Origin of the sequence: Sphingomonas yabuuchiae (assembly GCF_001477495.1) — a bacterium.
Taxonomy (GTDB): domain Bacteria; phylum Pseudomonadota; class Alphaproteobacteria; order Sphingomonadales; family Sphingomonadaceae; genus Sphingomonas; species Sphingomonas yabuuchiae_A.
In genome coordinates this window covers 16,531-39,551 of sequence record NZ_LDTF01000043.1, presented here as the reverse complement: position 1 = coordinate 39,551, position 23,021 = coordinate 16,531, and the positions used below count along the sequence as shown (strand labels likewise).

Below are 23,021 nucleotides of genomic sequence, written 5' to 3'. Positions count from 1 at the left end.
GTCTACGCGCCAGCGCAGAACCTGCTGTGGGTGTCGGACTTCACCTACGTCGCGACTTGGGCCGGCTTCGTCTATGTCGCCTTCGTCATCGACACCTACGCCCGTCGGATCGTCGGGTGGGCGCGATCACGATACGGTTGCTGAGCGACATCCCGCCCACGTCCAGGGGTTCGAAAAGCTTGGCCATTACCATTCTCCTACGTTGGGCATCGAAGCCCATGGTTCGGCAGGCGCCTTGTGTTCGCCCTGCTGGAGTAGTTCGATCGAGATGCCGTCGGGCGAGCGGACGAACGCCATATGTCCGTCACGCGGCGGGCGATTGATCGTCACCCCGCCGGCCTGCAGCCGGGCGCAGGTCTCGTAAATGTCCTCGACGCGGTAGGCGAGGTGGCCGAAGTTGCGGCCACCGGTGTAGGTCTCGGCGAGGCTGCCATCCTCGGGCGGCCAGTTATAGGTCAATTCGACCTCGGCCTGGCCGGGCTTGCCTTCGCCGCGATGATCCTCGTCGGCCGCCAGGAAGATCAGGGTGAATCGCCCCTGCTCGTTTTCGATCCGCCGGGTTTCCCTGAGGCCCAGCAGTTCGAAGAAACGAACAGTAACCTCCGGATCGGCAACCCGCAGCATGGTGTGGAGATAGCGCATGATCAGGCGGCCTTTGCCTTGAGGGCTTCCATGACCAGCTCCGCCGTGCGTGTGGCCGAAGCGGGGTTCTGTCCGGTCACCAGATTGCCGTCGCGCAGGGCAAAGGGCTGGAAATCGGGGCCTCCCTCATGGTGCGCGCCCAGTTCCTTCATGCGGGTTTCGAGCAGGAACGGCACGGCCTGATCAAGGCCCACGGCGCATTCCTCGCTGTCGGTGAAGGCCGCAACCCGGCGCCCCGCCACGAACGGCGTGCCATCGGGTTTCTTGGCGGAAACAAGTCCGGCGGGACCGTGGCAGACGGCGGCCACGATCTTGCCTTCGCGGTCGAACCGCTCGACCAGTCGCGCGAGCTCTTCGCTGCCGGGATAGTCGAACATCGTGCCATGCCCGCCGGGGAGGAACACCGCGTCGTAACCCGACGTGTCGATGCTGGTGAAAGCGGGCGTATCGGCCACTTCGGCCTTCAGCGCTTCATCCTTCAGATAGCGCTCGACCGACCCATCATTTTCGCCATCGGCGTTGACGCTGCGCTGGTCGACCGGGATCGCGCCGCCCTTGATCGAGGCCAAGGTCACGTCGGCACCCCCATCGCGGAAGGCGTAGTAAGGCGTGGTCAGTTCTTCGAGCCAGACGCCGGTCGGCTCGGTGCCGGGCGTCATGCGATCGGCTGACGTGGCGATCATGAGAATGCGTGTCATCGGTTTAGATCCTTTGCGTGCCGGATCGAGGCGAGTGACGATGCCGTCGCGGCAATGGCTCGCACCAACGCCTGTCAGAATGCAGCCTCCATTACCCGTCTGTCCGGTCGATGCTTAATCGGATAAGCCCGATAGCTCATCATGAAACCCAAGTGGAATGGCCCTCATCCATAAATCAATTTATGGAACCGCAATGTCCCTTCCACAGATGCGCACGTTCATCGAAGTCTATCGCCGTCGTTCGTTAAGCGACGCGGCGCGTGCGCTAGGCATCACGCAGCCCGCGGCGTCCCAGCATATCGCGTCGCTCGAGGCGCAACTCGGCCATCCGCTGTTCGACCGACATTCGCGCGGTGTCCGTCCCACGGTGATCGCGGACGATTTCGCCGCATCGATTGGCGGCAGCCTCGACCGGGCCGAAGCCGCCCTGGCCATGGCACGGGCACGGTCGGTTCAAATGTCCGGCACGGTGCATATCGCCGCGCCGTCCGACCTTCTCGGCGAGATGATCACGCCAAGGCTGGGGCCTCTGCTCGACGCCGGGCTTGATCTGCGCCTGCATATCGGTGGGCGTGATGCGCTTTATGCCATGCTGCTCGATGACAAGGTGCACCTGGGCATCACGGCATCTCGGCCGGAGGACGCACGGCTGGCCTATCGGGAGATCGGCTCGGAAGACCTGCGAGCCGTGGCCGCGCCCGCCATAGCCGAGGAAATGGGACGCATGCCGCTCAGCGAGGCGCTCAATAGGGTGCCTTGTCTTGCTTATGACCTCGACCGGCCGTTGGTGCGCAACTGGCTGGAGGCGAACCAGATCGAGGTCGCGCGGCTTCCCGCCCTGACCGCACCGGATCTGCGCGTCCTGCGCTCTGGCCTATGCGCCGGCCTGGGTTGGACGGTGCTACCCGGCTATCTCACCAGCGCCGAGCGTGCGGCCTGCACGCTGGTCGAGATTGCGGCACCTGTCCGCGTGCCGACCAACGCCTTCTATCTCGTCTGGGCCAAATCCTCCCTGCGCCACCCCCGCGTTGCCTTAGCCCGCGACGCGCTGATCGGAGCGCTGCGGCCATAAGCGGCAAGGACGACCGATCCCGGAGCGGTCGATACGTAGAGATGAACGATGGGCCAGTCCTGGTGGACGAGATGCGGTTCGCCCGTGGCATGGGCACGGGTCTCGTTCACGCGGCCTACCCCTCAGGATGAACGGTTCTGAGGCGGCGCTCGATCCAGGCGTAGAGGCTGGGCAGCAGCACAAGGGTCAGGATCGTCGAGGTGATGATCCCGCCGATGACCACAGTGGCGAGCGGCCGCTGCACCTCCGCGCCTGAGCCGGTGGCGATCGCCATCGGGATGAACCCGACCGAGGCGACCAGCGCGGTCGACAGGACGGGGCGCAAACGGTCATGGGCACCGCGCCGCACGGCGTCCTCGGCGGGCAGCGGATCGCCCTCGCGGCCGTCACGCAAGCTATTGATATGGTCGATCAGCACCAGCCCGTTGAGCATCGCGATGCCCGACAGCGCGATGAAGCCGATCGCCGCCGTGATCGAAAAGGGCATGCCGCGCAGCCATAGCGCCAGCACGCCGCCCGTCACCGCGAAGGGAATACCGGTATAGACGATCGCGGCCTCCCGCACGCTGCCGAGCGCCGCATAGACCAATGCGAAGATCAGGATCAGGGCGACGGGAACGACGATCGACAGGCGCTTCTGCGCGGCCTCCAGCTGGTGATATTGCCCGCCGAACTCGATGCGATAGCCGGGCGGCAGCTTGACCTGTCCGTCGATCGCGGCCTGGGCGCGCTGGACATAGCCCGCCAGATCGCTGGTCGACAGGTTGACCATCAGGGCGGCACGGCGGTTGGTGTCGTCGTGCAGGATCGGCTCGACGATGCGAGTTTCCTTCAGCCGGGCGACGCGGGACAGCGGCACCATGCCATAGTCGCCGACCCGCAACGGCAGCGCCAGGATCGCCGCCGGATCGGCGCGCAGTGAGTCCGGCATGCGGATCACGATGGCATGGCGGGCGGGGCCGTGCGGGATGAAGCCGACCTCGGCCCCCGCCAGCGCGTCGCGGATCGCGTCGTTGACCGCCTGCGCGCCCAGGTTCAGGCGGATCAGCGCGGCACGGTCCAGCTCGACCACGATGCTCTTGGGGCGGCCCGCCGTCTCGAACTCGACGCCCTCGGTGCCGGGCAGCGTTTCGAGGATCGCCTTGGCCTGTCCGGCGGCGCGTTCCAGCACGTCGTAATCGTCGCCGTAAATCTTGACCGACACGTCGGCGCGCACGCCCTCCAGCATCTCGTTGAAGCGCATCTCGATCGGCTGGGCGAATTCGAAATTCTGGCCCTGATAGACTTGCCGCGCGACCTTCTCGATCCCGGCGATCAGTTCCTGCTTGGTGCGGGGCATTCCGTCGCCGGTCGGCCAGTCCTTGACTGGCTTATAGAAGATATAGAGGTCGTTCTCATTGGGCGGCATCGGGTCGGTCGCGACCTCGCTGGTGCCGATGCGCGAGAAGGTATGGCTGACCTGCGGGAATTTGCGGCGGATGGCGCGCTCGGTCGCCTGTTCGATGGCGAGGCTTTGTTCCAGCGACATGCCGACCGGTCGATAGACCATCGCGGTAATCGCGCCCTCGTCCAGCTGCGGCGTGAATTGCGAGCCGAGCGACTTGAAGGCGAGGAACGCCGCCGCCAGCAGCATCAGTGCGCCGAGGACGAGGATCGCCGGGTGACGCAGCGAGCGTTCCAGCACCGGGGTATAGACCCGCTCGGCCACCGCGACGAAGCCCTTGGGCCCATCCTCGCCGTGCGGGCGGGCAGGCGCGTGCAACGCCCAAGCCGAGAGCATCGGCACGATGGTGAAGGTCCAGAGCAGCCCGGCGACGATCGCCAGCATCACCGCCTGCGCCATGGGCTGGAACAGCTTGCCCTCAACCCCGCCCAGGCTGAGCACGGGCACATAGACGAGTGCGATGATCGCGATGCCGAAGAAGGTCGGCCGCGCGACCATGCGGGCGGCATGGACCACCGCGTCGCGGCGTTCGTCGGCGGTGAGCTCCTCGCCCTTTTCGGCGCGGCGCAGGGAGAGCAGGCGCAGGCTGTTCTCGACCACCACGATCGCGCCGTCGACGATCAACCCGAAGTCGAGCGCGCCCAGACTCATCAGATTGCCCGACAGGCCGATGGCGTGCATCCCGCTGACCGTCACCAGAAAGGCGAGCGGGATGACCAGCGCGACGATCAGCGCGGCGCGCCAATTGCCCATCACGAACAGCAGGACGATCGCGACCAGCAGCGCGCCTTCGCCCAGATTGCGCTCGACCGTGTGGATCGTCTGATCGACCAGATCGGCGCGGCTATATTGCCGGTCGATCACCATGCCCTTGGGCAGTGCTGCGGAGATTTCGGGGAGCGCATCCTGAACACGGAGCGCCGTCTCGCGGCTGTTCTGCCCGACCAGCATCATGACCGTGCCCAGCACCGTCTCGCGACCATTCTGGGTCGCGGCCCCCTGACGCGGGGCGGCGCCGGTGACGACGCGCGCGAGGTCGCGGACCTGCAGCGGCAGGACGCCGCCCGCGAACTTGACCGGAATGGCGGCGATCTGCTCGGCGGTCATCACGCGGGCGTCGGTGCGCACGGTGAAGCGTTCGGGGCCGCGTCGGATGATGCCGCCGCCCGCATTCTCGACATTCTGGGCGACCGCCGCGGCCAGCTCGCCCGCGGTGACGCCGTGAATCGTTAGCCGGACGGGATCGGGCTCGACGACATATTGCTCTTCCAGCCCACCGTTCGAGTTGACGTCGGCGACACCCGCGACCGCGCGCAGCATCGGGCGCAAGGTATATTCCTGCGCCTCGTACAGCGCCATCAGCTGCGCTTGCGCGTCCAGCCCCGGCGGCGGCTTTCGCCATTCGAGCGTATAGTAGAAGATCTCGCCCAGTCCGGTGGTGATCGGGGCCAGCTGCGGCGTGCTGCCCGGCGGCAGCTGGTCGCGCACCGCCGCCAGCCGTTCGGTGACGAGCTGGCGCGCCTTCAGCTGGTCGGTGCCGTCCTTGTAGAGCAGCGTGACCTGGCTCAGCCCGGTCTTGGTCAGCGAGCGCGTCTGGTCCAGCCCCGGCTGCCCCCCCATCGCGCGTTCGATGGGCAGCGTCACCAGCCGCTCGATCTCCTCGGGTGCGAGGGCCGGGACCGTGGTGTTGATCTGCACCTGAACCCCGGTGATGTCGGGAATGGCGTCGATCTGGAGATTGGCGAAGGACCACAGCCCGATCGCGGCGATCAGTGCCGCGACCAGCGCGACGCCCAGCCGGTGGCGGGTGACGAGATCGAGCCAGCGCTTCATCGGGCGAGCGCCGCCCCGCCGTTGAGCGCGCGCAGCTGGAGCAGCGCCTCCAGCGCCTCGCGCCGCGTGTCGAGCACGGCATTGACCGCCTCGACATAGGATTGCTGGATCTGGGTATAGGTGGTCAGCGGAATCGCGCCGAGGCGATAATTGCGGTCGGCATCGGCGGCGGCCTGCGCGAAACGCTGTGGCGAATTGGCGTCCCATTTGGCCAGCGCCTCGCGCTTGGCCTCATATTGCGCGGCCTGGTCGAACACGTCGCGCGCGATCCGGCGCTCGGCGTTGATCAGGGTGGCATTGGCCTGAGCCTGCTTGCCCTGCTCGATCGCGACATCGCCCGCTTGGCGGTTCCATAGCGGGATGGTGGTCGACATGCGAACGCCGTAATTGGTCTCACGAATGTCGGAGCGGGCACGGTCGTAATAGGGGCCGACGCTGACAGTCGGGATACGCGCCTTGCGGGCCAGATCGACGCGAAGTCCCTGCTGGGCGAATTGCGCGCGCAGCGCCTTCAGCTCGAAATTATTCTCGCTCGCCCGGTCGGCCAGCACCTGGCCCGAGGGGAGGGCGGGCAGCGACATGTCGGGCCGCACGATGCGGATGCGTGCGGCAAAGGGCGCGCCGCGCAACTGGTTGAGTTCGTACAGGATCGAGTTCGCCTCGGCATCCGCCGCCGCCGCCGTCCGCTCGGCGCTGATCGCGCTCGCCTGGAGCGAAGCGGCCTCCAGCTGCGGCGAGGGGCCCGCCGGATCGCGTGCGACGATCACGCGGGCCAGCGTGCGCATCCGCCCCGCCACCTCGCGCGCGGCGGCGGCCTTTTCGTCCGCCGCGAACAAGCCGTAACCGAGCGACCGGGCCCGCGCCGCCAGCGTCGCGTCGAACTGCTGCAACCCGATCCTCGCCAGCCCGACCTGCCCATCAGCAATAGCCCGGCGCAGCGCGATGCGCCCGCCGAACTCGATCGGCTGGACCACCGATACGGCATAGGTCATGCCTTCGCCGGTGACGGCACCGCTGGTAGGGTCCTGCGCGCGGCGCTGGCCGAACTCGACCACCGCTTCCGGATCGGCCCAGCGGCCCGCCGCTTCGCGGTCGACGCCTGCCGTCTCGATCTGGCGCTGGTAGAATTGGCGCTCGGGATTGCCTGCGACAACGTTCTGGACCAGCGCGTCGAGCGTCATCGCCTGCTGCGCCGATGCGGGCGCGGCGGCCACCACTGCCAGTCCTGCCAAAGCCATGATCCGCATCTTGTCCTCCCGGCGGTATTCGTTCCGCCCGTTAGACGAGTTGTTCGGATGGCGTCGACTAAATCCCGATTTAGGGAATATTCCGGCGGGCAGGATCGGTTCTGTTCGTAATGACTATCAATACTAAATCGTAATTTCATTGACGCCGTCTGCCGTCTGTTGCGAACACGCCGACATGACGCGGATATTGGTGATCGAGGATGATGCGGGCACGGCGGAGGAAATCCTTCTGGAACTGCGCGCCGCCGGGCATGAGGTTTGCCACGCCGCCACCCTGGCCGCCGCATCCGGGCTGGTCGAGGGCGGGACGTTCGACCTGCTGATCCTCGACCGGCAATTGCCCGACGGCGAAGGACTGGGGCTGCTGTCCGACCTGCGCGCGCGCGGGCAGCGCACGCCTGCGCTGGTGCTGAGCGCGCTCGGCAGCCTGGACGACCGGGTGCGGGGCTTGCGCGCCGGGGGCGACGACTATCTGCCCAAGCCGTTCGCACTGGTCGAACTGATCGCGCGGGTCGAGGCGCTGCTGCGTCGCCCCAACGACACGCGCGAGACGCGGCTGATCGCGGGGCCGCTCGATCTCGACCTGCTGACGGGGAGCGCCACGCGTGCCGGACGCGATCTGGCGCTGTTGCCGCGCGAGTTGAAGCTGCTCGACTATATGGTCCGGCGGCCGGGGCGGATCATCACCCGCTCGATGCTGCTCCAGGACGTCTGGGGTTACAATTTCGAGCCCAATACCAATGTCGTCGACGTCCATATGGGTCGCCTGCGCCGCAAGGTGGACGGCGAGGGCGAGGTGCAGTTGATCCGCAACGTGCGGGGGCAGGGTTATGTCTTCGATCTTCCCCACTGATCCGCGCGCGCGGGCGACGTGGCGCTGGGGTAGCGCGCTGGCGGCGATGCTGGTGCTGCAATCGCTGGCGCTGGCGGCGGTCTTCTGGGTGCTGGCAGGCGACACCCACCGGCGCGAGATCGAGCATCGCTTGAGCGACGACTGCACCTTCTTCCGCCTGACCCCGGCGGAGGAGCGGCCCGAGGAACTGCGCGAGAAGCTGGACCGCGACATCCATCGCGACCTCTTTCTGGCGCTGTTCGATGCCAGCGGACGGCGGATCGCGGGCAATGTCGCGCACCTGCCGCCGGGGGCGCCGAGCGGCGGGTCGTTCGTCGCCACCGTCGTGCCCACCGAATTGCCGGGCAAGCGCAGCGACGAGGCGCGGGTGCAGCTCTGTCCGATGCCGGACGGGACGCGCCTGCTGGTCGGCGTCGATCTGGACGACTCCGTCGCATCGATGCGGCTGGTCGGCCAGTCGTTGCTGATCGGGCTGGTGCCGGGCATCCTGATCGCGCTGGTCTTCGGGCTGATCGCCGGGCGGCGGGCGGCGCGGCAGGTCGATGCGGTCCGCCGCCTGACCGAGCGGATTTTGGGCGGCGACCTGTCCGGGCGGTTGCCGGTGCCGGGCGATCCCGACAGTTTCGGGCTGCTCTGCGCCGACATCAACCTGATGCTCGACCGGCTCCAGCTGCTGGTCGGCGACATGCGCGGGATCGGCGACGATATCGCGCACCAGCTCCGCACGCCGCTGACACGCCTGCGCGCACGGGTCGAGCGGGGGATGCGCGACGATAGCGACCGCGACGCCTTTGCCGCGACCGCCGAGGCGACGCTGGCCGATGTCGACAAGCTGCTGGGCATCATCGCCGCGCTGCTGCGCATTCGCGAGCTGGAGGATCATGCCCGCCGCAGCCGCTTCGCGCCCGTCGATCTGGCCCGGCTGGTCGAGGATGCATGCGACCTGCACCATCCGACCGCCGAGGATCGCGGCATCACCCTGACCTATGCCACCGAGCCGGTGCCGCCGGTCGACGGCGATGCCAGCCTGTTGATTGAGGCGGTGTCGAACCTGATCGACAATGCGATGAAGTTCGGGCCGGTCGGTGGCGCGGTGCGCGTCACCCTTGGGGTGCAGGGGGGCGACATCATGCTGAGCGTGGCCGATGACGGTATCGGTGTCCCCCCGGCGGAGAGGGCGCTGGTGCTGCAACGCTTCTATCGCGGTCGCGCCGACCAGCCGGGGGTGGGGCTGGGCCTGCCGCTGGTCAAGGCGATCGCCGATCTCCACGGCTTTGGCCTTGCCTTTGCGGCCCAGGGTAGTGCGGTATCGATCATCTGCCCCGGCGCGGCAAAATAAACATAAATTTATAGAACCCTATCCCGATGGTCGCGTTCACCGTCCGCCGATCAACGGCCTGAGCCGAACTCCATTCTCTCCGGCTGAGCCCCTTATCGAAGGAACAGGAACGATGCGTTACGCTTCGCTCGCGCTGGTCGCGTGCCTTTTCGCCGCGCCCGCTTTCGCCCAGACTGGCGACACCCAGACGGGTAACGGATTTCCGCAAAACAGCCTGTCCAGCCAGCCTCATGGCGGCCCGCAGGGCGAGGCCCAGCGTGCCTCGATCATGGCGCTTCAGCAGACGCTGATCGAACTCCAGCAACTTCAGCTCCAGACCAAGCAGGCGCATTGGAATGTGTCGGGCACGTTGTTCTACCCGCTGCACGAGCTGTTGCAGGACCATCATGACGGCGTCGCCAAATATGCAGACGAGGTGGCCGAGCGGCTGCTGGCGATCGGCGCCTCCGCGGATGGCCGCGCCAACACCATCGTGCGCACCAGCCGCGTGCCGGAAATGCCGGGCGGATTCATCGACGATGCGCAGGTGATCGGCTGGTTCGCGACCAACTACCGCGTGGTCAGCGACGAGATCGGCCAGGGCATCAAGGCCAGCGAGGATGGCGATCCCACCACCTCGAACCTGTTGCAGGAAGTGCAGCACGCGATCGACAAATATCAGTGGCAGATGCGCGCGATGGTGCAGCCGACCCCGACCGACCCCAATAACGGCGCGGACCTGAACGGCGGCCGCCCGGTGCCGCCGATGGCACGGACGGCCCCCGGCGCGCGATAGGCATCGACGCCGGTCGCGTGCGCCCCGGAGCCAGCAACGGCCTGCTGGCTCCGGGTACGTCACGCTCGTATCGCATCTATATGCCGCCCCCATAGGTAGGACCGGAGCAACGGCCCTCTCCAACCCGTCTTACTGTATGGAACGTCAGGGCTGCACCGCGCCGCCCAGGCCCGGTACGACCTGCCATCCCTTTCGAGGCATCTCCGAATTGCGGCCGTCGACTGAACCCGCCATTTGGCAAGACCGTCGCAGATGGCCTTGGCGTTGGAAGGTTACCATGAAGATCATGTTCGCGATGCTGCTGGCGTCGGTGGCAGCCGGGGCGTACGCGCCAGCCAGCGCACGCACGGCTCAGTGAGGGTGTAACAATGACCGACGACGCAAACATACTGGCGGTAGACCACACGGGGTTCGCTGTATCGTCTTTGGACGATGCCATTCAGTTCTGGACCGCAGCGCTTGGCTTCAAGCTCGAACGGCAGTCGGAGATGGGGGGTGAGTTCCTGCGTCGAGTGACTGGTGTCGACGATCCCAATGTCAAAACGGCGATCGTCAGGGCACCAGATGGCTACGCAGTCGAGCTGCTGCAATATTCAAAAGGGAGCCAGAACGGGGCGGTGCCCAACAGCGCTGGGGCGATCGGTGCGGCCCACCTGGCTCTAACAGTGGAAAATATTCATGCTGCCATCGCCCGCGTCGAAGCCGCAGGATGGAAGGCCAAGGGTAGCCCGCTCCCGATCGCAGGTGGTCCGCGGAAAGGAACTTTGGTAGCCTATGTTTCGGGACCGGATCATATCACGATAGAGCTTATGCAGCCGCCAGCCCGTTGATAAGCTGGCGGACGTTTTCCGGCTACTTGTTGCCGACATTCTTGCGATACGCGCGGCGCACGGAAGCAGGCGCCTTGTGCAGGAGCAAGATGGTCGCATGGTCCGGGCAATATCGAGAGCTGGCAAGATGCGGGTCAAAGATCGCAGTTTCGTCCTGCGGATCGTACGCGTCACAGAAGGTTCGAGCTGCTCGGTCTACGCGCTCCGCGAGCTTGGTCCGCCCAGCGGTGTGAGCAGCCCCACAAGTGGTCCGGCTTGTAAGTTAGTGCATTGTCGTCTCCGCGGCCATTGTCGGGCGTAGGTGGAGCGAAGCGGAACCGGAGGTCGGTAATGGCGGTGTCACCGCGTCCGGGGCCGGCGGGCGGTAGCCCAGGCTGCTGTGCGGCCGGACGGTGTTGTAGTGACGGCGCCATGCCTCGATCAGCACCTTGGCCTCCGCGAAGCTGTAGAAGATCTCGCCATTGAGCAGCTCGTCGCGAAGCGACCCGTTGAAGCTTTCGTTATAGTCGTTCTCCCATGGCGAGCCCAGGGCGATGTAGAGCGTCTTCACGTCGATCTGGCCGAGCCAGGTCCGGACGGCGGTGGCGATGAACTCGCTGCCATTGTCCGACCTGATGTGCGCTGGTGGACCGCGTCCAATGAACAGGTCGGCCAACGCGGTCAGCACGTCTTCGTGGCGGAGCTGGCGCGACACGACCAGTGCCAGACACTCGCGGCTGGCCTCGTCAATGATGGTCAGGATGCGGTCTATTGCGGCACCAAGCATGCGGTGCGCGCCATCACCGAGGGGTTGCGGCAGGAGCATGACGACATCCGGTCGACCCTCATCTCGCCGGGCGTCGTGGCAACCGAACTGGGCCACGACATCACCGATCCCGCCGTTGCAACGGCCCTGACGGGGTGGCGAAAGAAGGCGCTGACCCCGGCCGCGATCGCGCGGGCCGTCCGCTATGCGCTGGAGCAGCCCGATGGCGTCGATATCACCGAGGTGATCGTACGCCCGACCGCGCCAGACATGTAACGCCGTTGGCGTGCTGGTTCTTGCGGCCAGCACGCCCCGCTACCGTCAGGCCGTCGCGCCGCCATCGATGTTCAGCGTGGTGCCGGTGATGTAGCTCGCATCGGGGCCAGCGAGGAAGGCGACCGCGCCCGCGATCTCCTCGACCTTGCCGTACCGGCCAAGCGGGATCGCTTGCAGCACCTGTCCGGCGAAGTGGCTGTCGGCTGGGTTCATGTCGGTGTCGATGGGACCAGGCTGCACGGTGTTGACCAGGATGTTGCGCGAGGCGAGGTCCTTGGCCCAACCGCGCGCGAGCGCCGCCACCGCTGCCTTGGTCGCGCTGTAAACGGTGGTCGCGGGGAAGGCCATCTCGCCCGAGATGCTGCCGATCAGGATGATCCGCCCGCCGTCGCGAAGATGCGGCAGGGTCGCGCGGGTGCCGACGTGCAGGCCCTTTACGTTGACGGCGAACTGGCGGTCGTAGGTCTCGTCGGTGTCTTCGGCGACGGTGGAGAATTCGGCGACACCCGCATTGTGCACGAGGATGTCGATCCCGCCCAGCGCAGCGGCGGCCTGTTCGACCCCGGCCCGCTGCGAGGCCGGATCGGCGGCATCGGCCTGGAAGGCGAAGGCAGTGCCGCCCGCGCTCTCGATCTCCGACACCGTAGCGTCTGCCGCAGCTTTATTGCCGGCATAGGTGATTGCCACGGTCGCGCCGTCTGCCGCCAGCCGTTTGGCGATGGCTGAACCGATGCCGCGCGATCCGCCGGTGACGAGCGCTGTCTTGCCTTGAAGGGACATGTGCATTCTCCAAAAATCGGGCCCGCGATCACGGCATCGTGCGCTGTCGGCAGGCGAGAAATGGGGTGACGCTTCAACAGTTCAATAATGCCGAACTATTATATTTGTTTCGGTGCCCTATATCTGTCTCATGCCACGCTTCACCCATCCCCGGCTGGAGGACGTTCCGCTCGACCTGGCGCTGCACGCGCTGGCCGATCCCAATCGGTTGGCGATGGTGGCGCGGCTTGCCGCGACCGAGCGGCTCAGCTGCACCGATGCAGCGCCATGCGAGTCGATCCCGAAGAGCACGCTGTCCAACCATCTGAAGCTGCTGCGCGCGGCGGGGCTGATCGAGACGACGCAGGCGGGGCGCGAGATGATCAACACGTTGCGCCGCGCTGAATTCGACCAGCGTTTTCCTGGTCTGCTCGGCGCAGTCCTCGCCAACCGGCCGGCCTGATACTCGCCGACCGCGTCGAGCTCTATCATCAGATCCGTTGGAGCGTCATCGAAGCGGCGGAGAGGTGCTCGCCGAGATGCGTCACCGACGAGGTGCCGAACCTCGCTGGAACCTGAACGAATGGCCTACTTATGCCGAGCTGCGCATCAGGTCGGACCGGAGGTTTGCGACGAGGGCACGATATAGTTTGACGGGTCTTGGGGATTGCACGCGGCGCGTCGCGCTGATTAGCGGACGCTGGCGGGGTGTCGGACCATCATGTGCTGACCACAAGGCGATTGCCCTTACCTAAAACGCCCCCAGGACATGATGTCGTAGCTGTTGGCCTCGCGACAATCCCCATTGGGTAGCAGCCCCCAGGACCCAGCCAGCCAGCCGATCTGAACCTTTTGCAGCGCGGTCATTGCCCATCGATAGGGAGAGGGCCTGCAATTCCAGCCGGTCCCCGTTGGCCCCTCGCCGGAGCAAGAAAAGGGTATCATCTTGCGTCACCTTCACAATGATGATGCGGTGCGGGGCCTTTCGCTCATCCTCGGTCCCCACCCAATAACTGTGCGCCGAGCCAACGATCGCATGGTGTGGGTCAGCGCGCTGGAAGACGGGCCAGTTGTCGAGGAGCATCGCATACTCCTTGTCCCAGTCTGTCCCATTTCGCCATCGCGGCATGGCATTCGACGATCGGGATAAGCCCATTCGCCACCGCACGGGCCAGGATCGCGTTGAGCCTTTCCGCCGGATAGTCGGACAGGAAGAAGATGCGGACGGCATTGGCGCCGGTCCGGGCGATTTACGGCGTGGTACGCGCGCCGGTGGGATCGGTCGGAACCGAGAGCATCTCGTTGACGTCGCGCAGAGTCACTCGTTTCCCCGCCGCCGTATAGAGAATGCCGCCGCGGATCGTCATCGTCTCGTCGTCGGGCCGTACCGGGCTGGCGGTGACCAGCATGGTGGCCGAAAGGGCGTTTCCGAGCCGCCGCATCGCCTCAAGGAAAGCGGGCACTGGCACATATCGACGGTGTGCGGATCGTCGCTGTCGTTCCGGTTTCGCCGAAGGCAAGGCCTGCCAGCTTTCCGTCCCATTGCGGCCAGGCGGGAAGCCCGACCCCATTGGGATCGCCCGTCTGCGCGAACCGGACCCAATAGGCCTGTAGCGCCGGGGCGTCGGGCGGCACGCCATTCTCGCCTGGTCGACTGAAGACGTAGCGAAGCTCCGAACCGTGGGTGGCCGCTGCGCCGCCCGGCGGGGCATAACCGAAGTCGTAGCGCCAGACCGGAACGCCCGCCCGCCGCCGTAGATCGGCGACCAGCGTCGCAGGGCAGGTGAAGACCAGATCGGTCGCCAGCGCCAGCCTTTCTCCGGCGGTGGCGAAGTCTTTGCCGGACGGAGCATGGCGGCCCAACGCTTCGGCCAGCCCCCGTCGCGCGTCCCCCGGATCGTGAAAGAAGTCGATTTCCCGCGTGTTGGATCCGATGATCAGCGGCACGCGCTGCCCATCGCCGCGCGCCAGCGTCTGGATCGGCGGCGCGGTGATGACCTGCCCGTCGACCGTCGTCTGGAGCCATACCGTCCCCGCATCGGGAAGCCCGGCGGGCGTCGCGATGCCGCGCGCGGCTTGCAGCAGCCGATCGACCGCGATGGTCCGAAGCGTAGCGGCAGAGACGCGCGAAAGGCCTGCGCCTCGCGCGATCTCCTCACCGATCGCCTCGCTTTGCCGCAGATCGCGTGGGGCCCAGCCGAACCCGGCGGTGCCGCTTTGCTCGATCGCCTTGTCGAACAGTCCCCTCGCGCCGGGTGAAAGCTGTTGCAGCCCGACATCCTGCCCACCCGCCGAGCCGCCGAAGATCGTGACATTGGCCGGGTCGCCGCCGAAGCGTTCGATGTTGCGCCTGACCCAGCGCAACGCCGCCTGCTGATCCATCAGCCCGTAATTGCCCGAGGCACGGGCAGGCGATTCGGCGGTCAGTGCGGGATGTGCCATGAAGCCGAGCGGACCGAGCCTGTACTGGATCGAAACCAGCACGATGCCTCGGCTGACGAGCGAGGAGGTGATCGTGCCCTGCGCCCCGCCCGAACGGTTGCTGCCTCCGTGGATCCACACCATCACCGGTAGCGGGCGGGCCGGGGACAGATTTGGCGTCCCCACCTCCAGATATAGGCAGTCCTCGCTCGCGCCCGCCGCATTGGTGCGGTTCCACCCCTCGTCGAGCTGCGGGCAGGAAGGGGCGGAGGTCCCGGCATCGCGGATGCCCCGCCACGGCGTCGCAGGCGCGGGTGGACGCCAGCGCCGTGGCCCGGTCGGCGGCGCGGCAAAGGGGATGCCGCGGAACAGCATCCGGCCGTCCGGCTCCTGGGTTCCGCGAAGTGCGCCCTCGGCAACAGTGACGATCGGTGCCGGGCGGGGGGCTTGCGGCGTCGAGGCGCTCAGCAGCAGGGCGGCGACCAAGATGCTCACTTGACCGCCTTCGCCTGCCCCTTGGCCCAGTCCAATGCCTGTTGCAGCGTGGTGACCCACAGCTCGCGACGATGGACTTTCAGCCAGGCGATGAAGGCGCGGTGCTGCGCATCGGTCACGGCCAGATGATCGCCGCCGACGCCGTGGAACAGCAGCACCGCCATGCCGCCGCCCGCCTCGGCCTCCTCGACAAAGGCGATCATCCTGGTGGCGTCGTCGCCCTCGCCGAAGCCGCGAGCGGGGACGTGCATGGGGTCGATCGCGCCGACATCGGCGGACAGCTCGGCCGGCGATGCGCTGACCCCGCGGGCATAGGTTACCAGACCCGCCTGACGCAGTGGTTCGAGATAGTCGACACCACCGACCTTCGTCTCGCCACACGGCGTGGCGAAGCCGTGGCGCGTCTTGCCGTCCAGCGCGGTCAGCAGGACATTCTGCTGTGCGATCTCCTTCAACATACTTGCCGGGGTATAGGCCTCGGTCGTGTAGCGCGGGTCGGCGGGAAAGGCGGCGGCACGGCAGGGATGGAAGATCGTATGATTGCCCAGTTCATGCTCATCCCGCGCGACCGCCCGCCAACGCGCCACGTCCTGCGCGCGAACATTGGCGAGGAAGAAGGTACCCTTGAGTCCGGCAGCGTCGAGCGCGGGGACCGCATGATCAAGCTGAGAGGGCAGGGCGTCGTCATAGGTCAGCACGACGGCGGCCTTGGCGCCACCGGGCCAGCGGGTCGCCGCTTCGCCCGGCATGGCGAACACGCTGGCTACGAACAGAGTGGCTAGGATCGGGCGGAGCGAGCGCATCAGCGGGCGGCCCAGATGTCGGGCTGCGCATCGATGGTGCGTTCGATCGCCAGGGCGATCCGCTGGTCGTCGGCGACGCTGGGGTGCGCGTCGCATCCGGTAAAGGACAGGCCGTTGACGGGGACGAAGGCCACCCGCCGGTCGCCGCCCGCCCGCAGCGTCTCGGTTACCTTGCTGACCTCGCGCGCGATCTCGCCATCCGCGAGATCGGTCGCCCAAAGGACGAAAAAGGCCTTGGGATAGGCCTTTCGCAGCCGTCCGACGAAAGCGGCGTAATCATGCTCATAGTCGGCATGGAGAGCGTCGCGATCGGCCCAGCGCTCACCGGGCTTGAGCGGGGTCGAAAAGTCGTTGGTGCCGAGCGCAATGACCACGACCTGCGGATGCCAGTCTGGCGTCGCGGCGGGCGTGCGATCATCGAACAGCGCGAAGGGATAAGCCTCGGGCAGGGTCGGGGCGGCAAACCCGCCGTAATTGCGGACGATTCCCCGCCCGGAGATGGCATTGACCTGATAATCGGCATCGTATTCTGCCGCCGTCACCCCCGCTACGCCCTGTGTCGTGTCGGTCGTCCGCCAGATCGCGTCCTGGCTGCACTGGCGAACAGGCGAGGTGTTGCCATAGCCGACTGTGTGCGAGTCCCCGATAAATTCGATCTGGCGCGGGCGGGCGGCGGGAGCGGGGAGGGGCGTTACACCCTCGGGCGCGAAAAGGCCGCGCAGCACGGTCGGCTCGGCTTGGCTCTCGTTGGCCACATCGACGCGGATCCGATGGGCTCCCGAGCCCTTGGCGGCGATGCGGTAGAGGCCGGGCGTTGGCCGGACCAGCGATACGGGAGCCCCGCCATCGACACAGATGCGCAGCGACACGGCGCCGGGGCCGACCGCCAGATCGACGGCGGGACCCCGGAAGGCGGCCTCCCAGTAGGTGCCCGGCCATTGCCGTCGATAGCCGTCCCGCGCGACGACCCGACCGCCGACGTGCAGCGGTAACGGCGTCCCGGTGGGGGCCGTCCGGGCCAGTGGTCGGATCACGTCCGTCTGTTCCGCATGGGCGGGCAGGCTGGCCAGCGACAGGCTCGCGATCATGGATAGAATGGGGGCTGGTGGGCGGGGCATCGACTCTCCTCGAAATCAGGGCGGTCAAAACCCATTCTTTGCCCCTCGCGGAGATTGCTAATCGCGGCTCGGCGCGATGCAACGGAAAACATTTTCTTTTTTATGTATTCGCTGACACGGTGGGTTTGTGATGACGCAAGACGCTGGGGCAACGATCGCTGACGACTGGATAGGACGAGCCGATCCGGTGACGGAGGTGGCCGCGCCGACCACGCTCGAGGACTTCCTGGTCCTTGTCGAGGCGGCGCGACCGGTGGTCATGCGCGGGTTGGTCGAGCACTGGCCTGTCGTCGCCGTCGGGCGCCGGGGCGTGGTCCCGCTGGCCGACTATCTGCGGCGCTATGATGGTGGCCGGCCGCTCGGGCTGATGGCAGGTGACCCTTCGATCGGGGGGCGTTTCTTCTACCGGGCCGATTTCTCCGGCTTCAACTTCGAACGCGCGCAGATTCCGCTGCCGCTGCTGCTCGAGGCGTTGGTCGATGCGCAGGGTCAGGAGAAGCCCGCCGCGCTTTATGCGGGTGCGAGCACCGCTGCCGATCATTTCCCGGGCTGGACCCGCGATCACCCACTCCCGCTGCCGGTCGGCGATGCGCAGGCCCGGTTGTGGATCGGCAATGGCAGCCGGGTCTCGGCCCATTACGACATGGCGAGCAATGTCGCGGTGGTCGCTGCCGGGCGTCGCCGGGTCGTCCTGTTTCCGCCCGAACAGGCCGCCAACCTCTATGTCGGTCCGCTCGACATGACGATGGCGGGGCAGCCGACCAGCATGGTCGATCTGGAGCAGCCCGACCTCGCCCGCTTCCCGCGTTTCGCATCGGCGCAGGCGTCGGCGCAGATGGTCCTGCTGGAACCGGGCGATGCGATCTATATCCCCGCCATGTGGTGGCATGAGATCCGGGCGGAGGGGGCACTCAACCTGCTGGTGAATTACTGGTGGACGCGCGGCACGCCCGACGCACCGTTTTCCGCGTTGGTCCATGCAATTCTCGCGGTACGTGACCGTCCGGCAGCGGAGCGGGCGGCGCTTCGCGAATGGTTCGACCTCTATGTCTTCGGCGAAGAGGCGGCATGCGTGGCGGACCATCTGCCCCCATCGGCGCGCGGCATCCTGGGGCCGCCAAGTCCGGAGCGCGACGAGCGGATACGCGGGTTTCTTCGCCGGATGCTCGGCTCCGCCTAGGGCGATCGGCCGATCAACTGCGCCAAGGCGACCGAATGTGGCGGCAGGGTCGCGACGGCGGTGGCCGTGGCCTGGCGCATCTGGCGAAGCGCGGTCAGGACGCGTTCCTCGTCCAACGCGTCGATCACCGGGTCATAGCCTTCGGGCATGACGCCCTGTCCCAGCAGTACCGCGACCCAGCTCGGCGTCGCGAACAATTCGTCCTCGTAGCGGAAGATCCGTCCCTTCTCACGGAACAGCGCGATCTTGCGGGCCAGCGTGTCGGGGAGCGGCATCGTTCGGACATGATCCCAGAAGGGGGAGTCGTCGCGCGCCGTCGCGTGATAGTGGAGGATGATGAAATCCCGGATCGAGCGGTAATTGTCGCCCATCTGCCGGTTATATTCATCGCGTTCGACCGACACCATGCGCTTGTCGGGGAATAGGGCGAACAGCTTGGAGATGCCCTGCTGGATCAGATGGATGCTGGTCGACTCCAACGGTTCCAGGAACCCGCCCGCCAACCCCAGCGCCACGACATTGCGCTCCCACAGCCGCGTGCGGCATCCGGCGGTGAAGGACAGGCGTCGGGGGGCGGCGGTGGGTTCGGCGTCGAGCCGCGACAGGAGCAACCGCTCCGCGTCGTCGTCGTCCATGAACCGGCTCGCATAGACGACGCCGTTGCCGGTGCGATGTTGGAGCGGGATACGCCATTGCCACCCCGCCTGATGCGCGGTTGCGCGGGTATAGGGGAGCAGCGGCTCGGTCCGCTCGGTGGGTACCGCGATCGCGCGGTCGCAAGGGAGCCAATGCGACCAGTCCTCGAACCCGACGCCCAGCGTCTCGCCCAGCAGCAGGCTGCGAAAACCCGAACAGTCGACGAATAGGTCACCCGCGATCCGCTGGCCATCGTCCAGTCGTACCGCCGCGACATCGCCATTCGGGGCGCGATCGACCGCGACGATCCGCCCCTCGACACGCGTGACGCCATCGGTCTCGGCCTGGCGGCGCAGGAAGGCGGCATAGAGACCGGCGTCGAAATGATAGGCATAGGCCAAGCCCGACAAGGGCGATCGGGGATCGCTTTGCGGCATCCCGAACGCGGCCCGCTCCATCGCGACGGTGGAGGCGGAATAATCGCCGATCGGGCCGACTCCCGCCTGCTCGCGCATCTTCAGCCAGAGCTGATGAAAGTTCAGCCCCTGAATGTCGCGGCCGTAATGACCGAAGGGGTGGACATAGCGGCTGTCGGGGCGATGCCAGCCGACGAACTCGATGCCCAGCTTGAAGCTGCCCTGTGTGGCGCGAAGGAATTCCGCCTCGTCGATGCCGAGCAGCGCGTTGAAATTGAGGATCGACGGGATCGTCGCCTCGCCCACGCCGACGGTGCCGATCGCATCGGATTCGATCAGCGTGATGCGCCGCGTGCCATTGTCGAGATAGCGTCCGGCGGCGGCCGCCATCATCCAGCCGGCCGTGCCTCCGCCAACGATGACGACGTGATCGATGGGAGGATGGGTCATGCCCCGCGCTTTCCGGCGGCGGCGCGCGCCTGTCCATTATAATTGGCAACTAGGCGCCGGGCGTCGTCCCGCGATAGGCCGAGCGCGATCGGGTCCGGCCGCTGAGGCCGGAGTCCCTGGCCGATCAGCACAGCAATCCAGGCGTCACGCTCGACGGAGTCCTCGTCGACCGGGGTCAGGGTGCCGCGCCGCGTGAACTGCGCCAGCGTCGTCGCAAGCGAAGGCGGTATTACCGCGTCAGCCCCGGAGGCCAGGCCGATCTGGTGCGCAGCGAGGAAGTCGCGCATCCGGTCGGCACGCTGACCGACGCGGCGATTATACTCGGCCGCCAGCAGCGCGGTGTCGCCACCGACCGGCAACAGGTCCAGTGCCAGCGAAAGTCCCGCCAATGCCAATGTGAAACCAGTCAGGCCCAGAGGACCCGGCTGCACGGCCGCTTCCCCGAGAGCCAGGACATTGCCGCGCAATGGCGCGTCGAGGCGGCCGGTTGCGATCGGAATACCGCCGCCCTGCACAAGCGCGGTCGCCTTCGCGCCGGGCCAGCGCGCGGTCCAGCCACCCTCGACGGCCTGATATGTGTCGACCAGCGATGGCGCTGCCGCATCGGGTTCGATCCAAAGGAAGCGGCAGGGCAGTGCATCGTCCCACCCGTTGAAGCCGTCCGAGGTGGCGACCAGTCGATCGGGCCCGGTCGCGTCGATCACGAAGTCCACCGCCAACTCGCGGCCGTCGGCCAATTGCAGTGCCTCGACGCCATCCCGACCACGCGCAACCCCGGTCAGGGGGGATTGCCCCATGATGACGCGGCTCTGCCGGGCGAGCGACGCCAACCCCTGACTCAGCGCGCGTGCCTTGCAGTGGAGCGCCGGTTGCATATTCCCGGCAAGCTGCCCGGCTTCGCCCGCGACACAAACAGGGTTCAGCGCATGATAGGGCCGTTCCGTTTCGGCCCTCAGCCATAGCTGATGCAGCGCAACCCCAGGTGGACCGGGCGCCGGTTCGTCACCGACCATCCAGGGTGAGCTACCCGGTCCCCAGCCCAGAAACCGGGTGGCAAGGCGCGGGGTCGCCACACCGTGGCGGAGAAGCAATTCGGGTGGGCAATCCAGCCGGGCCAGCATCGCCTGGGCCGAGGGCAGGACCAGCGGCCAGCGATCCGCCAGGGCTGCGTCCGAGACCATCGCGGGCACCCATTCGATCGATGCCTCGGGCAGCGCTTTGGCGAAACCGACCGCCGCGGCTAGTGCGACCGGACCGCCACCGACCACTGCGATAGCGCCGGGAAACCTACGGCTGTTCACGCGGCCGCTCCCGCACCCGACAGCCCAAGTGCGCGGTCGTGCGGCGGCATCTGCCCGACCCGGTCGGCGATCGCGCGCGACAGTCCCGTCAGTGCGCGGTCGAGCCCGGCGGCATCGGGCCGATCGGCGCGCGGGTCCCAGCCGTGCGGCACGATACCCTGTCCCAGATAGACCGCGATCCAGCTCGGCTCGAGGAACAGGCCGTGGCGATAATGCGCCACCTGTGCCGTCGCGCGCCACAGCGCCATCTTCTCGGCCAGGCTATCGGGCACCGTCATCGTGCGGACGTGATTCCAGAATGGCGAATCGGCGCGGGTCGTGGCGTGGTAGTGGAGGATCAGAAAGTCTCGAATACGGTCATATTCGGCATCGATCGCGGCGTTAAAGCCGTCTCGGTCGACCGCCTCGACCCGCGCATCTGGGAAATGCTCGACCAGTGCGGTGATTGCCGCCTGCACCAGATAGATGCTGGTCGACTCGAGCGGTTCGAGAAACCCCGAGGCCAGCCCGATCGCCACGACATTGCCGACGAAGCTGCGTCGCCGCCGACCGGCCCGAAAGCGCAGGAAACGCGGGTCGGCGAGGGGAGCGCCGTCCAGCCCGGCCAGCAACGCCTCGGTCGCCTGATCGTCGCCGCAAAAGGCGCTGGCATAGACATGGCCATTGCCGACGCGGTGGCGCAGCGGGATACGCCAGCGCCAGCCCGCCTTGGTCGCACTGGCGCGGGTGAAAGGTTCGGTCGGGGCGTCGGGGCGGACGCTCGGCACGGCCACCGCGCGGTCGCAGGGTAGCCAGTGCGACCAGTCCTCCCATGCCTCCGCCAGTTCCTGGCCGAGTAACAGGCTGCGAAAACCCGAGCAGTCTATGAACAGGTCGCCCTCGATGCGAGCGCCATCGGACAGCGTCACCGCGCCGACCGTGCCGTCGCCGCCGTTGCGCTCGATCGAAACCACACGACCCTCGGTGCGGCGCGCGCCGCGCTTCTCGGCCCAGGCGCGGAGAAATGGTGCGAAGCGGGTCGCGTCGAATTGATAAGCATAACCGAAACTTGTGGTGGGATCGTCCGGATCCGTTCCCGGCCGCTCGAACCGACAGGTCTCGGCCGCCACGACTCCGGCCGAATAAGCGCCGATGGGCGGCACATCCGCACCCTCCGCCCGGCGTCGCAGCCAATAATGATGGAAGCCCACGCCGCCCAGCGGGCGACCATAGGTTCCGAAGGGGTGGATATAGCGGTCGCCGATGCGGCCGAAGTCGCGGAACTCGATACCCAGTTTGAAGGTCGCATCGGTTGCGGCCATGAACTCGGCCTCGTCGATACCCAATCGCTCCAGATAGAGACGCAAATGCGGCAGGGTCGCCTCGCCGACGCCGACGATGCCGATCTCTTCGGACTCGACCAGATGGACGGTGCAAGCTTTGGATAACAGCCCGACCAGGCCAGCCGCCGTCATCCACCCGGCTGTGCCTCCGCCGACCACCACCACGCGAACAGGCCGATCGGCCATGGGATCACCCGCCATTCTGCCTCTCCATAGCCTGCTGGTGTCACCGGCCAGCAACACTAAATTGCAATTCTGTAATAACTAAATCAAGTTTCTATAATTTGCTTGTGCCCGATCCGGTACCGCTTTAGCCGTCGATTTGGCCACGCGCTGAGCAAGCTGAAACTTGTGCGTGATACGAAC

Annotated in this window: 19 protein-coding genes and 3 pseudogenes; 9 read left to right on the top strand and 13 right to left on the bottom strand. The window is 66.8% G+C overall.

From position 1 onward, the window contains the following. Nucleotides 1–132 (top strand): annotated as a pseudogene (locus NS355_RS18985) (DDE-type integrase/transposase/recombinase); the annotation flags it as partial. Between the two features lie 54 nt (nucleotides 133–186). On the opposite strand, the gene NS355_RS09220 reads toward NS355_RS18985, so the two are convergent. Together NS355_RS09220 and NS355_RS09215 are read right to left on the bottom strand one after the other, a co-directional pair. Beyond that, the gene (locus NS355_RS09220; protein WP_058745433.1) at nucleotides 187–642 is read right to left on the bottom strand and encodes a VOC family protein; all 456 of its coding nucleotides are present in this window, start codon (nucleotides 640–642) and stop codon (nucleotides 187–189) included. 2 nt (nucleotides 643–644) lie between these two features. Then, the gene (locus NS355_RS09215) at nucleotides 645–1,340 is read right to left on the bottom strand and encodes a type 1 glutamine amidotransferase domain-containing protein (RefSeq protein ID WP_058745432.1); all 696 of its coding nucleotides are present in this window, start codon (nucleotides 1,338–1,340) and stop codon (nucleotides 645–647) included. A gap of 157 nt (nucleotides 1,341–1,497) precedes the next feature. Here NS355_RS09215 and NS355_RS09210 point away from each other — a divergent pair, with 157 nt between their 5' ends. Beyond that, nucleotides 1,498–2,412 carry a LysR family transcriptional regulator gene (locus tag NS355_RS09210; protein WP_244489623.1) on the top strand — a complete coding sequence of 305 codons (915 nt, stop codon included), beginning with the start codon at nucleotides 1,498–1,500 and terminating at the stop codon, nucleotides 2,410–2,412. Nucleotides 2,413–2,527: 115 nt separating this feature from the next. Here the strand turns inward: NS355_RS09210 and NS355_RS09205 are convergent, their stop codons facing one another. Together NS355_RS09205 and NS355_RS09200 are read right to left on the bottom strand one after the other, a co-directional pair. Next, nucleotides 2,528–5,689: an efflux RND transporter permease subunit gene (locus NS355_RS09205; RefSeq protein ID WP_058745430.1), complete on the bottom strand. Its 3,162-nt coding sequence runs from the start codon at nucleotides 5,687–5,689 to the stop codon at nucleotides 2,528–2,530. Then, the gene (locus NS355_RS09200; RefSeq protein WP_430727004.1) at nucleotides 5,686–6,927 is read right to left on the bottom strand and encodes a TolC family protein; all 1,242 of its coding nucleotides are present in this window, start codon (nucleotides 6,925–6,927) and stop codon (nucleotides 5,686–5,688) included. The genes NS355_RS09205 and NS355_RS09200 overlap by 4 nt, the downstream gene beginning before the upstream one ends. 184 nt (nucleotides 6,928–7,111) lie before the next feature. Between NS355_RS09200 and NS355_RS09195 the strand changes: the two genes are divergently transcribed. The 4 genes from NS355_RS09195 to NS355_RS09180 all read left to right on the top strand — a co-directional run bounded on the left by NS355_RS09195 (nucleotide 7,112) and on the right by NS355_RS09180 (nucleotide 10,733). Continuing rightward, the gene (locus NS355_RS09195) at nucleotides 7,112–7,789 is read left to right on the top strand and encodes a response regulator transcription factor (protein WP_058745428.1); all 678 of its coding nucleotides are present in this window, start codon (nucleotides 7,112–7,114) and stop codon (nucleotides 7,787–7,789) included. Then, on the top strand, nucleotides 7,767–9,128 hold the full coding sequence (locus NS355_RS09190) for a sensor histidine kinase (RefSeq protein ID WP_058745427.1): 1,362 nt from the start codon (nucleotides 7,767–7,769) through the stop codon (nucleotides 9,126–9,128). The genes NS355_RS09195 and NS355_RS09190 overlap by 23 nt, the downstream gene beginning before the upstream one ends. A gap of 112 nt (nucleotides 9,129–9,240) precedes the next feature. After that, complete coding sequence (locus NS355_RS09185; protein WP_058745426.1) at nucleotides 9,241–9,903, top strand: Dps family protein; 663 nt, start codon at nucleotides 9,241–9,243, stop codon at nucleotides 9,901–9,903. Nucleotides 9,904–10,271: 368 nt separating this feature from the next. Beyond that, complete coding sequence (locus tag NS355_RS09180; protein WP_058745425.1) at nucleotides 10,272–10,733, top strand: VOC family protein; 462 nt, start codon at nucleotides 10,272–10,274, stop codon at nucleotides 10,731–10,733. A gap of 262 nt (nucleotides 10,734–10,995) precedes the next feature. On the opposite strand, the pseudogene NS355_RS09175 reads toward NS355_RS09180, so the two are convergent. Beyond that, nucleotides 10,996–11,478, bottom strand: a pseudogene (locus tag NS355_RS09175) (integrase core domain-containing protein); the annotation flags it as partial. On the opposite strand from NS355_RS09175, the pseudogene NS355_RS09170 reads away from it, so the two are divergent. Then, nucleotides 11,380–11,754, top strand: a pseudogene (locus NS355_RS09170) (SDR family oxidoreductase); the annotation flags it as partial. The pseudogenes NS355_RS09175 and NS355_RS09170 overlap by 99 nt on opposite strands. A gap of 45 nt (nucleotides 11,755–11,799) precedes the next feature. Here the strand turns inward: NS355_RS09170 and NS355_RS09165 are convergent. Continuing rightward, nucleotides 11,800–12,534 (bottom strand): SDR family oxidoreductase, encoded by a 735-nt coding sequence (locus tag NS355_RS09165; RefSeq protein ID WP_058745424.1) that lies wholly within the window; start codon nucleotides 12,532–12,534, stop codon nucleotides 11,800–11,802. A gap of 130 nt (nucleotides 12,535–12,664) precedes the next feature. On the opposite strand from NS355_RS09165, the gene NS355_RS09160 reads away from it, so the two are divergent. Continuing rightward, entirely contained in the window at nucleotides 12,665–12,976 is a 312-nt protein-coding gene (locus NS355_RS09160) for an ArsR/SmtB family transcription factor (protein WP_058745423.1), read from the top strand. Between the two features lie 787 nt (nucleotides 12,977–13,763). Here NS355_RS09160 and NS355_RS09150 read toward each other — a convergent pair. From NS355_RS09150 to NS355_RS09135, 4 genes are read right to left on the bottom strand one after another with little or no spacing between them, the layout of a single operon-like run. Beyond that, a complete protein-coding gene (locus NS355_RS09150; protein WP_058745421.1) occupies nucleotides 13,764–13,955 on the bottom strand; it encodes a hypothetical protein in 192 nt (63 codons plus the stop codon). Nucleotides 13,956–13,959: 4 nt separating this feature from the next. Continuing rightward, on the bottom strand, nucleotides 13,960–15,429 hold the full coding sequence (locus NS355_RS18720) for a carboxylesterase/lipase family protein (RefSeq protein WP_058745420.1): 1,470 nt from the start codon (nucleotides 15,427–15,429) through the stop codon (nucleotides 13,960–13,962). Beyond that, nucleotides 15,426–16,232 carry a polysaccharide deacetylase family protein gene (locus NS355_RS09140; RefSeq protein ID WP_084787755.1) on the bottom strand — a complete coding sequence of 269 codons (807 nt, stop codon included), beginning with the start codon at nucleotides 16,230–16,232 and terminating at the stop codon, nucleotides 15,426–15,428. The genes NS355_RS18720 and NS355_RS09140 overlap by 4 nt, the downstream gene beginning before the upstream one ends. Next, nucleotides 16,232–17,350, bottom strand: coding sequence for an SGNH/GDSL hydrolase family protein (locus NS355_RS09135; RefSeq protein ID WP_058745419.1), 1,119 nt, complete (start codon nucleotides 17,348–17,350; stop codon nucleotides 16,232–16,234). The genes NS355_RS09140 and NS355_RS09135 overlap by 1 nt, the downstream gene beginning before the upstream one ends. A gap of 130 nt (nucleotides 17,351–17,480) precedes the next feature. On the opposite strand from NS355_RS09135, the gene NS355_RS09130 reads away from it, so the two are divergent. Then, nucleotides 17,481–18,530: a cupin-like domain-containing protein gene (locus NS355_RS09130; RefSeq protein WP_084787754.1), complete on the top strand. Its 1,050-nt coding sequence runs from the start codon at nucleotides 17,481–17,483 to the stop codon at nucleotides 18,528–18,530. Here the strand turns inward: NS355_RS09130 and NS355_RS09125 are convergent. From NS355_RS09125 to NS355_RS09115, 3 genes are read right to left on the bottom strand one after another with little or no spacing between them, the layout of a single operon-like run. Then, nucleotides 18,527–20,032, bottom strand: coding sequence for a tryptophan halogenase family protein (locus NS355_RS09125; RefSeq protein WP_058745418.1), 1,506 nt, complete (start codon nucleotides 20,030–20,032; stop codon nucleotides 18,527–18,529). The two genes, NS355_RS09130 and NS355_RS09125, sit on opposite strands and share 4 nt — an antisense overlap. Continuing rightward, a complete protein-coding gene (locus NS355_RS09120) occupies nucleotides 20,029–21,333 on the bottom strand; it encodes a tryptophan 7-halogenase (protein ID WP_084787752.1) in 1,305 nt (434 codons plus the stop codon). The genes NS355_RS09125 and NS355_RS09120 overlap by 4 nt, the downstream gene beginning before the upstream one ends. After that, the gene (locus tag NS355_RS09115; protein ID WP_058745416.1) at nucleotides 21,330–22,856 is read right to left on the bottom strand and encodes a tryptophan halogenase family protein; all 1,527 of its coding nucleotides are present in this window, start codon (nucleotides 22,854–22,856) and stop codon (nucleotides 21,330–21,332) included. The genes NS355_RS09120 and NS355_RS09115 overlap by 4 nt, the downstream gene beginning before the upstream one ends. Between the last annotated feature and the right edge of the window lie 165 nt (nucleotides 22,857–23,021).